The sequence below is a fragment of the Streptomyces recifensis genome (assembly GCF_002154615.1).
In the GTDB taxonomy this organism is placed as follows: Bacteria; Actinomycetota; Actinomycetes; order Streptomycetales; family Streptomycetaceae; genus Streptomyces; species Streptomyces griseoluteus.
Genome location: NZ_MUNH01000509.1, coordinates 243 through 14,626, shown reverse-complemented (window position 1 = coordinate 14,626; position 14,384 = coordinate 243). Strand labels below are relative to the sequence as shown.

At 74.2% G+C, this 14,384-nt stretch carries 8 protein-coding genes; 6 read left to right on the top strand and 2 right to left on the bottom strand.

Annotation, left to right across the window (positions count from 1 at the left end):
- Positions 1-154: 154 nt before the first annotated feature.
- Positions 155-1,726 (top strand): amino acid adenylation domain-containing protein, encoded by a 1,572-nt coding sequence (locus CCN33_RS24425; RefSeq protein ID WP_086695645.1) that lies wholly within the window; start codon positions 155-157, stop codon positions 1,724-1,726.
- Between the two features lie 15 nt (positions 1,727-1,741).
- On the opposite strand, the gene CCN33_RS24420 is transcribed toward CCN33_RS24425, so the two are convergent.
- Positions 1,742-2,449: a thioesterase II family protein gene (locus CCN33_RS24420; protein ID WP_140394650.1), complete on the bottom strand. Its 708-nt coding sequence runs from the start codon at positions 2,447-2,449 to the stop codon at positions 1,742-1,744.
- A gap of 43 nt (positions 2,450-2,492) precedes the next feature.
- Positions 2,493-5,633, bottom strand: coding sequence for a non-ribosomal peptide synthetase (locus CCN33_RS24415; RefSeq protein ID WP_086695643.1), 3,141 nt, complete (start codon positions 5,631-5,633; stop codon positions 2,493-2,495).
- Between the two features lie 304 nt (positions 5,634-5,937).
- On the opposite strand from CCN33_RS24415, the gene CCN33_RS24410 reads away from it, so the two are divergent.
- The 5 genes from CCN33_RS24410 to CCN33_RS24390 all read left to right on the top strand — a co-directional run.
- Complete coding sequence (locus tag CCN33_RS24410; RefSeq protein WP_086695642.1) at positions 5,938-6,249, top strand: phosphopantetheine-binding protein; 312 nt, start codon at positions 5,938-5,940, stop codon at positions 6,247-6,249.
- Positions 6,250-6,259: 10 nt separating this feature from the next.
- Positions 6,260-9,346 (top strand): non-ribosomal peptide synthetase, encoded by a 3,087-nt coding sequence (locus CCN33_RS24405; protein WP_167387934.1) that lies wholly within the window; start codon positions 6,260-6,262, stop codon positions 9,344-9,346.
- Complete coding sequence (locus CCN33_RS24400) at positions 9,343-12,378, top strand: type I polyketide synthase (protein WP_167387933.1); 3,036 nt, start codon at positions 9,343-9,345, stop codon at positions 12,376-12,378. The genes CCN33_RS24405 and CCN33_RS24400 overlap by 4 nt, the downstream gene beginning before the upstream one ends.
- Complete coding sequence (locus CCN33_RS24395) at positions 12,371-13,492, top strand: MupA/Atu3671 family FMN-dependent luciferase-like monooxygenase (RefSeq protein ID WP_086695639.1); 1,122 nt, start codon at positions 12,371-12,373, stop codon at positions 13,490-13,492. The genes CCN33_RS24400 and CCN33_RS24395 overlap by 8 nt, the downstream gene beginning before the upstream one ends.
- A partial coding sequence (locus CCN33_RS24390) for a condensation domain-containing protein (protein WP_244173923.1) occupies positions 13,489-14,384 on the top strand: 896 nt, incomplete at its 3' end. The genes CCN33_RS24395 and CCN33_RS24390, both read left to right, overlap by 4 nt.

The following is a 14,384-nucleotide window of genomic DNA, read 5'->3' as shown; positions in this document are numbered from 1 at the left end:
GCCCGCTGAGCGAGACGGTCACCGACACCTGGGCGTGGCTGCGCGAGCGCGGCCCGTCCGACACGCCCTACCGGCAGGGTGACATCCCCCTCGGTATCGACCCGGAGAAGGAGCGCGGCGTACTCCGCGCCTGGCAGGCGAAGGCGGGCACCCGATGACCGGACGAGAGCACGGCACACCGCGTCAACTGCACGACTGGTTCGCCGCGTCGGCACGGGAGCACGGCGACCTCGTCGCCCTGGAGGTCGGCGGCGAGCGGCTGACCTACCGGGAGCTGGACGAACTGGCCTCGGCCCTGGCCGCCGAGATCCTCACCGCACACGGCGGGCGCGCCCCGCGCCGGGTGGGCCTGACGACCGCGTCGAGCGTCCTGACGTACGCGGCGGCCCTCGCGGTGCTGCGGCTGGGCGCGGCCGTGGTCCCGCTGAACACGGCCTTCCCCCCGGCGCGGCTCGCCACCATCGCACGCACCGCCGGTCTGGAACTGCACCTGAGCGACCGCGCCCCGGCTCCCGAAGGCCCGGAGATACCGGCCCTGCTCCTGTCCGGGGAACTGCTGACCCGGCTGCGCGACGGCCGGGCGGCCCCGGACCCGCTGCCCCCGGCCGAGGTGGCGCCGGAGGACATCGCGTACGTGCTCTTCACCTCGGGCTCCACCGGCACCCCCAAGGGCGTACCGATCGCGCACCGCAGCATGGACGCCTTCCTGCGGTACGTCATCGACCGCTACGCGCTCGGGCCCGGCTGCCGGATGGCCCAGAACAGCGGCCTGGCCTTCGACGCGTCCGTCCTGGAGATGTTCGGTGCCTGGGGCTCGGGCGCCACGCTGGTCGTGCCGCCGAGGGCCGAACTCCCCAAACCCGCACGGTTCGTGGGCCGCGAGGGGATCACGCACTGGTTCTCCGTGCCGTCCGTGATCACCATGGCCGACCTCACCGGAGGGCTCGCCCCCGGCTCGATGCCGTCGCTGCGCTGGACCCTCTTCGGCGGCGAACAGCTCACGGTGCAGCAGGCCAGAGCCTGGCGCAGGGCCGCGCCGCACACCGTCATCGAGAACGTGTACGGGCCGACCGAGCTGACCATCCTCTCGTCGCAGTACCGGCTGCCCGACCGGACGGAGGACTGGCCGGACACGGCCAACGGCACCCTGCCCATCGGCGAGGTCTACCCCCACCTCGACCACCAGGTGGTGGACGAGGAGGGCCGGACCGCCGATGTGGGTGAGCTGCGGCTGCGCGGCGTCCAGCGGTTCGCCGGATACCTCGACGAGAAGGACAACCGGGGGCGGTTCCTGGACGCCGCGGGACGTCCCGTGGAGACCGACGGTCCGTACGTGCCGGACGAGAAGCACTGGTACCGGACCGGTGACCTGGTCCAGGTGCTGGAGGGCGGGACCCTGGTGCACCTCGGGCGGCTCGACCAGCAGGTCAAGATCATGGGCCAGCGGGTGGAGATCGGCGAGACCGAGGCGGTGCTGCGGGAGCAGGACGACATCGGCCAGGTCGCGGTCGTGGCGCTGCGGGACGAGGACGGGCAGACCAGGCTGGAGGCCGCGTACACCGGTACCGCCCGGCCGGCCGCCGAGCTGCGGCAGGCGCTCTCGGCACGCCTGCCGCGCTACATGGTGCCGCACCGGTTCACGCACCGGCCCGAACTGCCGCTGAACCACAACGGAAAGCTGGACCGCCGGGTCCTGGCGGACCAACTGGCCGCGATCCGGAACTGATTCGGGCGCGGACCGTCAGCCGCGGTCGGCGGCCAGCAGAGTGCCGAGCGTCTTCCAGAGCAGCGGCCAGTCCTCGGTGAAGTACATGTGGCCGCCCGGCATGTCCGCCACCTGCGCGCCCGAGGCGCCGTACTCGGACCAGCGGGCCGCGTCCTCGTACCGCACCAGGTCGTCCCCGGTGCCGCGCAGCACGGTCAACGGCATGGGCAGCGGGGGGCCGGCAGACGGGACGTAGGCGTCCTGGACCGCCAGGTCGGCCCGGAGCGCCGGCAGCAGCAGCTCCCGCAACTCCGGCTCGTGCCAGGCCTCGTGGTCGTACCCGACCAGGTCGCGCAGCCGGGCGACGAACGCGTCGTCGTCCAGCGCGGCGCCGTCCATCCTGGGGCGGTCGACGTCGGGTGCCGCGGCCCCGCTGACCACCAGGTGTTCCGGCAGTGGTGCCCCCTCGGCGGCGAGCAGCCGGACCGTCTCGTACGCGAGCAGCGCGCCGAAGCTGTGCCCGAAGACGGCGAACGGCCCGGTCCCCGCGGCCTCGCGGATCTGCTCGGCGCAGACGCGCGCGGCGTCCGCCATGGTCGTGCAGGGTTCCTGGACGAACCATTCGTCCCGCCCCGGAAGCTGCACCGGAACGACGTGGAACGGCAGGTCGGGCCGGTTCTGCCAGGGACGGAAGACTCCCGCCCCGCCTCCGGCGTAGGGCAGACACATGAGGGAGAGCGTCATCGTGGACTCCAGGGGCGCGCGGACGCGGAGTTGGGGGCGGGGGTCACCGGCGGGCCCAGCGGCCGAGGGCCTGCGCACGGCGCGCACCGCGCTGGGCGCCCGTCCCCGCCTCAGCGGGAGACGGGCCCGCACCGGCGGCGACCAGGACGTCTTCCGGGCCGGTGTCTTCCAGGGTGTCCAGGAACGCGGCCAGCGCGCGCACGGTGGTGTGCCGGAACAGGTCGGCCGCGTGCAGCCGGGGATGCCGGGCCCGCAGCATGGTCAGCACCCGCAGGATGCCCGAGGAGGTGCCGCCCAGGTCGAAGAAGGTGGCGCCCACGTCGGTGACCGGTTCGCCCAGGACGCGCTCCCACACCTCCACGACCGCACCCGCGGCCGTCCCCGGCAGCGAGACCGGGGCGGACCGGGCCGCCTCGGCGCCGGCGGCGGCCCAGTCGGCGAGGACCCGCCGGTCCAGCTTGCCGTTGGGGGAGCGGGGCAGGCCGGCCACCCCGAGCCAGACGGTGGGGAGCATGGCCCCGGTGAGCCAGTCGGCCGTGCCGCGCCGCAGGTCCGTCGCGACGGCGGCGGGCAGCGGGCGGGGAAGGGGACCCGCCTCGGGGTCGTCCTCCCGTACCAGGAAGGCGACGACTCCGGTGAGGTCCGGCAGGGGTGCGACGGCGGCGTCCTGGACGCCGGGACGCCTGCGCAGGGTGGTCTCGATCTCCCCCGCCTCGATGCGCTGGCCGAGCACCTTGACCTGCTCGTCGGCCCGGTGCAGGAACTTGAGCCCGGCGCCGGGGGTGAAGGACACCACGTCACCGCTGCGGTATCCGGTACCGGCGCCGGGCAGGGCGGGGAAGCGCTCGGCGGTCAGGTCCGGGCGCCGCCAGTAGCCGTTGCCCACGCCGGTGCCGGAGATCAGCAGGTCACCGGGGCAGCCCGGCGGCAGATCGCGGCCGGCCGGGTCCACCACATGGCAGCGCACGCCCGGCAGCGGCAGGCCGATGTGCACGGGAGCACCCGGTCTCACCCGCCACAGCGTGGTGTACACCGTGGCCTCGGTCGGCCCGTACCCGTTCAGGACCGGGCCGGGGACGAGTCCCGCGAGGTCGTCGGCCAGGTCGGCCGCGAGCGGCTCGCCGCCGACCAGGAGAGCGCCGAGCCGGCCGAGGAACGCGCGGCCCTCCCGCGAGGCGGTGTGCAGCCGGGCGGCGGACGGGGTGCACTGGTAGAACGCGCCGTCGGGGTCCGGCACGTCCTGGAGCACCGTCCGGTGGCTGGTCAGGTGCAGGGTGCGGCCGCTGGTCAGGGGCCAGACCAGCTCGATGAGACTGATGTCGAAGGACGAGCTGGTGCCCGCCAGGACCACGGCGGGGCCTTCGGGGAACTCGGCGTCGAAGGCCGCGAACAGGGCGCACAGGTTGTCGTGCCGGATGACGGCGCCCTTGGGGCGACCGGTCGAGCCCGAGGTGTACATGACGTACGCCGGGGCGTCGGCGGGGACGTCCGGCCAGCTCGCCGGTGCCGGGGCGGAGGAGTCGGGGGCCAGCGTCGGCAGGTCCGCCAGCAGGGGAGCCCGCGCGATCAGCGCGGCGGGCTCGGCGTCCCGCAGCACGTAGCGCAGCCGTTCAGCCGGGTGGTCGGGGTCGAGCGGCACGTAGGCGGCGCCGGCCCACCAGGTGGCCAGGACGGCGGTGACCAGGTCGGGAGAGCGGTCCAGGTGGATGGCGACGCGGTCGCCCGGTCCCACACCGGACGCGAGGAGTGCCGCCGCCAGGTCCCGGGCGCGGTCGGTCACCGCGGCGTAGTCCAGCTCGGTACCGGCCGCGCGGACGGCCGGGGCCGCCGGGTGCCGGTCCGCCCGGTGCCGGATGACGTGGTGCACCGGCTCGGCGGCGGCGCCGGCCGCGGGGGCGGCGAGCGCCGCGAGTTCGGCGCGCTCGTCCGCGCCCAGGAGGTCGTAGCTGGTCAGGGGCCGGGCATCCGGTGCGGTCAGGGCGTCCAGGGCGGCGACCAGATGGCCGAGGAAGCGTTCCGCGGTCCCGGCGTCGAGTGCGGCGCGGGGGTGGGCCACGACCAGGTGCTCGCCGCCGTCCGGGGCGTGCAGCAGGGTGACGCTCAGGTCGTACTCGACCTGGTCGGAGCCGGGCGGGTCCATCCGCCAGCGCAGTCCCGAGGCGTCCACCGTCTCGGTGAACAGCGCGCCCTGAGTGCACATCAGCTGGGTGAAGGGCTTGCGGTCGGGGTGCCTGGGCGCGCCGGTGACGGCCAGGATCTCCTCCAGCGGCAGCTCCGCGTGCTCGACCGCGTCGAGGAGGGATTCCAGCGTCCGGTCGAGCAGGGTCTCCGTCGTCGCGCCGGCCAGGCCGATCCGGACCGGGATGGTGTTCTGCAGGCAGCCGACGGCCGAGATGCCCCGGGTGTCCCGCTCGGCGCCGCTGACCGTCGCGACGACCATGTCGTCGGTGCCGCCGTACCACCCCGCGACCCAGGCCAGGGCGCTCATCACCTGGGTGAAGGGGCTCGCCCCGGTCTCCGCCGTGAGCCCGCGCATGCGGTCCACGAGGGCGTCGGGCAGGCGCGTGGCGGCCGAGGCGCGGGCCCGGTCCGTGCCGGGCGTCAGTTGCGGGAGGGAGCAGTTCTCGGGGGCCTGGTCGAGGGTGGTGGCCCAGAACTTCCGGAGCACGTCCTGCCGTTCGGGGGACGGGGCCCCCTGCGGCGGCTCGGCGTCGGCGAGGCTGTCCGGGCCCGACCCGTGGGCGGTGGTCAGCGAGGCGAGCAGGGCCGGTGCGGAGCCGTCGTCGAAGACGCCGTGGTGCACGGAGAACAGCAGGTGGGCCCGGTCCGCGCGATGCAGCACGGCGATACGGCACAGCGGTGCGCCGGCGTGGTCGAACGGGGCGCCTAGAGCGGTCAGTTGACCGTCGAGGACCTGCCGCGCCGCCTCCTCGTCCTCCGGCAGGGCGCGCACGTCGACCGGGACCTCGGAGACCGGGTGGAGGTGCTGGACCAGACCCTCGGGCTCCATGCGCAGGGACACGCGCAGGGCGGGCTGGGCGCGCAGCACGGCACGCACCGCCGCGAGCAGCCGGTCGAGGTCCACCGTCCCGGAGGCGGTCAGGCGATGCACGATGGCCGGCCGCGGCTGCTGCATGTCGAGAACGAAGAAACGGAGCTGGCCGGGAGTCGCAGGATTCTGCATTCGGCGTCCTTATTCGGTCGACTGCGAGAATTTCCGGATCGTAAGTGGGTCCGCGCGAAGTCGTCAAGATCCATCAGAGGGCTATTGGGTGAATGGAAAGGCGCATACCTCATCGGCGTACTTCGTGGATCGGCTTTACAGGAATGCCAAAAGATACGGGCAGACTCGGTGGGAATGTTCGAGTTTCGTCCCTTTTGGGCTCGTTACCCTGCCAGGTCGTCGAAAACACCTGTCTATATTCGGCCGGTGGCTCGTTCTCATCGCCCCGTCTCTCGAAATTGTTGGTTGACAGTTCCCTTCCGATATGGCGATGATCTTCCCCGTTCTCGCGGCCCGTCGGGCTGCAGTCACCGTCGAAGTCATTGGTAGGTGGTGTTCTGTGTCACGAGAAGTGGTATTCACGGAGGAGCTCGCCGCACTCTGGAAAGAAATGCTCGGCGATGAAGCCGATCTGAACACCGGGTTTATTGCCAATGGCGGGGACTCGTTGCAGGCGGTGTTGTTCGCCGACCGGGTATTCAGACTCACCGGCCGGGAGCTCGACTACCTGGAAATCCTGGAAGCCCCGGACGTGGCCGCTCTAGCGGCTTCCGTCCTCGCCGGTGACCGTGAGTAGAGGGCCGGCGGTGCTGCCCCTCACGCCCGGCCAGTGCGACCTCTACGCGGCCGACCGCAGCGCCGAGCACCCCGCCACCTACAACTCGGCGCTGTTCCTGCGGGTCGACGGCACTCTCGACGAGGACGCGCTTCGCACCAGGTTCGCCGCACTGCTCGACGCCCACCCGTTACTGGGCTCGCGGGTGACGGAGGAGCAGGGGAAGCTGGTGTTCGCTCCGGCCCGCCGTGCCCCGCAGCTGTTCGTGACCGAGGCACCCGTCGACCCGGACGGACCGCTCGCCCACGCCCGTCTGCGCCGGGAGGCGCTGCGCCCGTTCGACCTGGACGACGGCCCCCTGCTGCGGGTCGTCCTCGTCCGCCACGACTCCTGTACGGCGCACCTCTGTCTGACGGCCCACCATCTGATCGTGGACGAGACGTCCATGGCGGTGCTCGCCCAGTGGCTTCTCGGCGACCTGCCCGACCTGCCCGGCGAATCCTTCGCGCAGTGGTCCCTCGGCAGGCACGAACTGCCGCCCGAGCGACGGGAGCGGGCCGCCGAGCTGGCCCGTCAGCTCGCGCCCGGCGTGTCCGCGGCCCTGGAATGGGGCCGCGGCTCCTCCGAGGCCGGCCCCTCCGGCGCGGTGCCCCTGCTGATCCGCGACGCGGTGTGGGACGGCGCGGGCAAGCTCGCCGCCGAACTGGGCATCACCCAGCACTCCCTGATCCTCGCCGTCGCCGGCCTGGTCCTGGGCCGCAACGGCGCCACCGCCCGCCCGGTGCTCGGCACCACCGTCTCCCGCCGCACGCCGCGCCACGCGAGTGCCATCGGCTACTTCAGTGCCACGGTGCCGGTTCCCCTGGACACTGACGGCGACCAGACCGTGGCCGACTACCTGCGCGGCTCCCACCGGCGGGCCATGACCGCCTACCGGGACGCCGACCTGCCGCTGTCGACGGTGCTGCCGGCCTCGGACCGCGCCGGCCTCTCCCTGGTCGTCGTCCCCTGCCGCACGGTGCCCGACATCGTCACCCCCGAGCTGACGGCGGCCCCGCTGCCGGACCCCGGTTTCGGCCCCGCCCAGTTTCCCCTCGCCCTCTACATCCGGCAGGACCTCGGCGGTGAGCGGCGCGGCCTGCTGCGGCACCGGGCGACCGAGGTGGACGACGCCGCGGCCACCCGCTTCTGCCGCCAACTGGAGACCACCCTCGCAGCCATGGTCGAGAACCCGAGCACCTCCCTCGCGCGCCTCTCCACCGTCCCCGCGACCGAACCGGCCGACCACGCCGAGCCGTTGGCGGCCGGCAGCACTCCTGCCGGCGCCGACCTCGCCGCGCTCTTCGCCGCGCGGGCCGCCCGTCTGCCCGGTCGCGTCGCCGTCAGCGGTGAGCACCTGAGCCTGACCTATGCCGAGCTGGACGAGCGCGCCACCGCGCTCGCCCGGTCGCTGGCCGAGGCCGGGGTGCGCGCGGAGGACCGGGTCGGTGTCTGCCTGCACCGCGGCACGGACCTGATCGTCGCCCTGCTCGCGGTGCTCAAGGCCGGCGCCGCCTACGTCCCCCTCAACCCGGACTACCCCCGCGAGCGGCTCGCCTTCGTCGCCGAGGACACCGGCCTCACCACGGCCGTGACCGACTGCGACCCGGAACTGCTGCCGTCCCACCTGACACTGATCCCCGCCGACGCCACTCCCGAACGGTCCGACACCCCGCTGCCGGACCCCGACCCGGAGCGGGTGGCCTACGTCATCCACACCTCCGGCTCGACCGGCACCCCCAAGGGCGTCCTGGTCCGGCACCGCAATGTCGCCGCGCTGCTGGCCGCGACGGCCGGCCCGGAAGGGTTCGGGTTCGGCGAGGACGACGTCTGGTCCCTCTTCCACTCCTTCGCCTTCGACTTCTCCGTCTGGGAGATCTGGGGGTGCCTGCTGACCGGCGGCCGCCTCGTCGTCGTACCGCACTGGGTCGCCCGCGACCCGGAGGGCTTCCACGCCCTCCTCGCCGCCGAGCGCGTCACCGTGCTCAACCAGACCCCGTCCGCCTTCGCCCAGCTCCTGGCCGCCGACGCGGCCTCGCCGGACCCCCTCTCCGTCCGGCTGCTGATCTTCGGCGGGGAGCCGCTCGACCCGCGGATGCTGCTGCCCTGGATGGACCGCTACCCGGAGCGGGAGTGCCGGGTGGTCAACATGTACGGCATCACCGAGACCACCGTGCACTGCACCTGGCGCGACCTGACCCGGGCGGACGCCCTCGCCGGGACGCGCTCGGTGGGCCCCGCCCTGCCGGGGTGGCGGCTGTACGTGCTGGACGAGGAGGGGCGCCCGGTGGCTCCGGGCGTACCCGGCGAGATCCACGTCGCGGGCAGCGGCGTCAGCGCCGGGTACCTCAACCGGCCGGAGCTGACCGCCGGACGCTTCGTGCCCGGCAGCTCCGCCGGACTCCCGGAGGAGGTCCTCTACCGCTCCGGCGACCGGGGGCGCCTCCTGCCGGACGGCCAGCTGGAGCACCTGGGGCGGCTCGACGACCAGGTCAAGATCCGCGGCCACCGCATCGAGCTGGGCGAGATCAGCGGCGCGCTCCTCGCCCACCCCGCCGTCACCGGAGCCGCCGCGGTCGTCCGGGACGCCCATGACGCGGCCACCGCGCGCATCGACGCCTACCTCGTCGGCGCCGACACCGCGCCGGACCTCGCCGAGCTGCGCCAGTGGCTCGCCGCCCGGCTGCCCTCGCACATGCTGCCCGCCACCCTCACGCCGGTGCCGTCGCTGCCGCTGACCGTCAACGGAAAGCTCGACACGGCCCGGCTGCCCGAACCGGCACGCGGGAACGACCCCGCTCCGCCGGAGGACGGTGCCGCCCCGCGCGAGCCCGCGGGCGCCGCCGACCGGCTCGCCCGGGTGTGGCAGGAACTCCTCGGCGTCCCGGTGGGCGTCGACGACAACTTCTTCGAGCTGGGCGGCAATTCCCTGCTCGCCGTCCGGCTCAACACCCTTCAGCGCACGACCGGATTCCCGGGCTCCCAGCTCAAGCACATATTCCGCAACCCGACCCCGCGCCGCCTCGCGGCGATCATCGGTCCGCCCGCCGGCGGACGGACCACCCAGGAGGAAGCGTGAGCGAGTACAGCCAGGACCACGACCCCAGTACGGGCGCCGAGGAGACGGACGCCGTCGCGGTCGTCGGCCTGTCCCTGCGCGTGCCCGGCAGCGCCGACCCCCGAAGCTTCTGGCGGTCCGTCACCGACGGCGTCGTCTCCCTGCGGGCCGACGCGCCCGGCGGTGGCCTGCACGCGGGCCAGATCGAGCGGTTCGACCGCTTCGACGCCGACCTGTTCGGCATGCTGCCCGCCCAGGCTGCCGCCACCGACCCCCAGCACCGTGTCCTCACCGAGGTGGCCTGGCAGGCCCTGGAGGACGCCGGCATCGACCCGGAGCGGGCCACCGGCCGCATCGGCGTGTTCGTGGGCTGCGGCAGCGAGACGTACTACCGCGAGCACGTGCTCAAGGACGAGAAGACGGTGCGCGTCCTCGGCACCGAACAGCTCGCTCTCGGCAACTCCCGCGACTTCCTGGCCACCGGCCTCGCCTACCGGCTCGGGCTGACCGGCCCCGCGATCACGGTCCAGACCGCGTGCTCCACCTCCCTCGTCGCCGTCCACCAGGCCATCCGCAGTCTGCTCACCTACGAGTGCGACATCGCGATCGCGGGCGGAGCCACCGTGCACCTCGACGAGGAGCAGGGCTACGTCTTCACCGAGGGCGGCATCACCTCGCCCGACGGCCGGTGCCGCGCCTTCACCGAGGGCTCGGCCGGCACGGTGCCCTCCAGCGGTGCCGGGATCGTGGTGCTGCGCCGGGTCTCCGACCTCCCCGGAACCGGCGAGAACGCCCGAGCCCACCTGCTGGGCAGTGCCGTCAACAACGACGGTGCCGCCCGCATGAGCCCCACCGCGCCCAGCCCGCAGGGCCAGGCCGACGTCCTGCGCGAGGCCCTGGCCGTCGCGGGGCTGGACCCCGCCGACGTCGGCTACGTCGAGACGCACGGCACCGGCACGACCCTGGGCGACCAGGTCGAACTCGCCGCGCTGGCCGAGGTGTACGGCCGCCGGCCCGCCGACTCCGGGCTCGCCCTGGGCGCGGTGAAGCCCAACATCGGGCACTGCGACTCGGCGGCCGGTGTCATCGGCCTGATCAAGGCGGTCCTCGCGGTCGAGGCGGGCGTGGTGCCGCCGATCCCGTCCCAGCCCGGCGACGGCCCCGACGTGGAGCTGGGCTCCCCCTCCTTCGAGCTGCCCCGCGTCTCCCGGCCCTGGCCCGACGGCCGGCCCCGCACCGCGGGCGTCAGCTCGTTCGGGCTCGGCGGCACCAACTGCCACGTCCTGCTCACCGCGGCGCCCCGGCCCACCGAGCCGGCCGAGTCCGCGCCGTCGACGCGGCGGGTGCCGCACCTCGCCGCGCTGTCCGCGGCCACCCCCGAGGCCCTGCGGCGCAAGGCCCGCGACCTGGCGGCCTGGCTGGAGGGCGACGGCGCCGATGTGCCGGTGGGCGAACTCACCGGCACGCTGTGGCACCACCGCCGGGCGCTTTCCGAGCGCTGGGCGACCGCGCTGCCCGCCGACCCCGCCCAGGCGCGCGAGCGTCTCGCGGCCGCGCTGACCGTGCTGACGGGCAACGGCGGCCGTCGTGCCCTGACCGCGCCGCGGCTCGCCGCCGTGCTGCCCGGCCAGGGGGTTCCGCTCGCCGGTGCGGGAGCGGGACTGGCCGCCGTGGACGACCGGTTCGCGGCCGACCTGGCCGAACTCGCCGCCGAGGTGCGCCGGGCCGGCGGCCCCGACCTCGCCGACGCCCGGAACTGGCCGGCCGACGACCCGCGCCTGCTGGACACCGCCGTGGTCCAGCCCCTGCTGCTGATCCTCGGCCTGGCGGGCCTGCGCCACGCCGAACGGCACGGCCTCACACCGGGACTGCTGCTCGGACACAGTGTCGGCGAGCTGACCGCGGCCACCCACGCGGGCGTCTTCTCCGTGGCCGACGCGGTGGCCGCCGTCGTACGGCGCGGCAAGCTGATGGCCTCGGCCGAGCCCGGCACCATGACCGCCGTGCGTGCCGGCGAGGAGACCGCCGTACGGCTCGCGGCCGGCCTGGAGGTCGACGTCTGCGTGCTCAACGGGCCGGACAACACCGTCTGCGGCGGTCCCGAAGCCGCGCTGGCCGCGTTCGAGGAACGCTGCGCGGAGGCCGGTCTGCGGACCACGCGCCTGCCGGTCACCCGCGCCGGCCACTCGCGGGCCATGGCCGGGGCGGCCAGGGAGTTCGAGGCGTTCGTCGCCACCCTCACGCTCTCGGCACCCGCTGTGCCCATCGTCTCGGGGCTCACCGGCAAGCTCCTCACCGACGAGCAGGCGGTCGATCCGGCCTACTGGGGCAGCCAGTTGAGCAACCCGGTCCGGTTCACGGACGCGGTCACCACCCTGCTCGAAGCCGCCCCGGACACCGTCCTCGGCCTGCACCGCTCGCACGCGGCGACCGCCGAGGTACGCCGGGCGGCGAGCGCCGCGCGGCGCGACCTCCTCGTCGTCGACGCGGCGGACCGTGCAGGCGCCGACGAGGCCGCCGACTGGTACGGCGCCCTGGCGGCCCTGTGGACGGCGGGTCACACGCCCACCGGCCCGGCACGCCCCACCCGCGTCGTGGCGCTGCCCGCCTACCCCTTCGCCGACCAGCGGCACTGGGTGGCGGCCCCCGAGCTCCAGCCCCTGGAAGCCCCGGCCGGCGTACCCGTACCCGACCTGACCGCCACGGCCGACGAGGTCGCCCCCGTCGCGGCCCCCGCCGAGGAGCAGTCCGGGGACGTCTCGACGGCGGACGCCGTCCGGGCCCTGTGGCAGGACACCTTCGGCATCGCCGAACTGCGCCCCGAGGACAACTTCTTCGACCTCGGCGGCACCTCCCTGCACGCCGCCCACCTGGTCAGCGTCGTCAACGACGCCCTCCTGGTGGAGATCCGGCTCCAGGACCTGTACGAGAACTCCTCCCTCGCCGGGTTCATCGCCCGCACCGAGGAACTCGCGGCCGAACGCGACGACGTCGCCCTGCTGCGACTGCTGGAGGAGATCGAGAGCGAGGAGGGCCAGAACAGCCATGAGTGATCTCTCCGCGCGCCTCGACGCGCTGACCCCGGAACAACGCCGCCAGCTCAGCGCGGGCCTGCGCGCCCGGCGCGCCGAACAGCAGCGCGGCCCGGTGCAGCTCTCCGAGAAGCTGCGCCGCAGCCTGTACTTCTTCGCCAGCGCCGATCACGCCGACGCCGCGAGCTACTACGCGTTCGTGCTGGAGGCCGCGGCCGCGGCCGACGCGGCGGGCCAGCACGCCGTGTGGTTCCCGGAGCGCCACTTCGTCGAGTTCGGCGGCTTCTCGCCCAACCCGTCGGTGCTGGCCGCCGCGGTCGCCGCCCGCACCAGCACCATCCGTATCCGGGCCGGGAGTGTGGCCGCCCCGCTGCACCACGCGGCCCGGGTGGCCGAGGAGTGGGCGGTCGTGGACGGCCTCTCCGGCGGCCGGGTCGGCCTCTCCTTCGGCAGCGGCTGGCACCCGGACGACTTCGCCCTGGCCCGTGCCGACTACCAGGACCGGCGCGAGGTCACCGGACGCACCATCGAGGACATCCGCGCGCTCTGGCGCGGGGAGACCCTGCCGTACCCCTCCACCGCGGGCACCACGACCCAGGTCCTGACCCGCCCCCGGCCCGTCCAGCCGGAGCTGCCGGTGTGGCTCACCGCCACCGGTACGCCCCAGACCTTCGTCACCGCCGCCACAGCGGGGTACGGGGTGGCGACCGCGCTCCTCGGGCAGACGATGCCCGCCCTGCGCGAGAACATCGCCCGCTACCGGCAGGCCTGGCAGGACGCCGGGCACCCCGGCGAGGGCGACGTCGTCGTGATGGCGCACGCGTACGTCAGCGACCGGCCGGACCTGGAGGACTTCCTCCGCCCGGCCATGCACTCCTACCTGCGGTCCTTCCGCAACCAGACGGGGAGCAGCGACGAACTCGTGCTGCTGGAGAACGCCTACCTGGACTTCCTTACCGGCCCCTCGCTCCTCGGCAGCCCCGCCAAGGCCCGGTCCGTCCTGGCCGACCTGGCCGAGGCGGGCGCCGACGAGGTGGGCTGCCTGATCGACTTCGGGCTGCCCGCCGCCGACGTGCTCGAAGCGCTGCCCGCCCTCTTCCACCTTGGTGTCCCCGCCGTCGAGAGGACCGCATGAGCACGCCCGCAGACCAGCGGCTGACGGCCCGGCTCGCCCGGCTCAGCCCCGCCCAGCGCGCCGCGCTCACCAGCCGGCTCGCCGCCCGCAACGGCCCGGTGCTGCGCCCGAGGCCGGGACCGCGCGACCGGTTCCCGCTCGGCATGGACCAGGAACGCCTGTGGATCCTCGACCAGCTCGATCCGGGGACCACCACCTACACCCTCGGCTACGGGCTCCGCGTGCGCGGCGCCTTCGACCGCGAGCTCTTCCGGCGCGCGGCGGACGGCCTGGTGAGCCGCCACGAACTCCTGCGCTCCGGCGCCGAGTCCGAGGACGGCCGGCCCTTCCTGCGGGTGCACCCCGACCGGCGGGCCGACCTCACCTTCACCGACCTGACGCGTGACGACACCACCGAGGTGCCGGCCGAGGAGGTGGAGGCGCGCCGGACGGAGTTCATCGCCGAGCAGGTGCGCCGCCCCTTCGACCTGGCCGCCGACCCGGTGCTGCGTCTCGCGGTCGCCAAGGTGGCCGAGGACGACCACCAGATCGTCGAGACGATGCCGCACTCGTTCGTCGACCAGTGGTCCTACGTGCGCCTCAACGAGGAACTCCTGGAGCACTACCGGGCGCTGGCCGAGGGACGCGCGCCGCGCGTGGCCGAGATGCCGGTCCAGTTCGGCGACTGGGCGCACTGGCAGCGGGAACGCTTCGCCGGCCCGCACGGCGCCGAACACCGCGCGTTCTGGCGGACCTTCCTGGAGGGCGTGCCCCAGCGCCTCGCGCTGCCCTACGACCACAGCCCCGACACCACCGACCACACCGGCGAGCACTACAACTTCACGCTCGACGGCACGGTCGCGGAGGCGTTCTTCCGGCACGCGAGAGAGGCCCGCACCACCCCGGCCACCGC

Bases quoted from the DNA above. Each gene is read 5' to 3' on its own strand.
- CCN33_RS24410 (WP_086695642.1), top strand. From the start codon at position 5,938: ATGGCGATGATCTTCCCCGTTCTCGCGGCCCGTCGGGCTGCAGTCACC.
- CCN33_RS24420 (WP_140394650.1), bottom strand. From the start codon at position 2,449: ATGACGCTCTCCCTCATGTGTCTGCCCTACGCCGGAGGCGGGGCGGGA.
- CCN33_RS24415 (WP_086695643.1), bottom strand. From the start codon at position 5,633: ATGCAGAATCCTGCGACTCCCGGCCAGCTCCGTTTCTTCGTTCTCGAC.
- CCN33_RS24425 (WP_086695645.1), top strand. From the start codon at position 155: ATGACCGGACGAGAGCACGGCACACCGCGTCAACTGCACGACTGGTTC.
- CCN33_RS24395 (WP_086695639.1), top strand. From the start codon at position 12,371: ATGAGTGATCTCTCCGCGCGCCTCGACGCGCTGACCCCGGAACAACGC.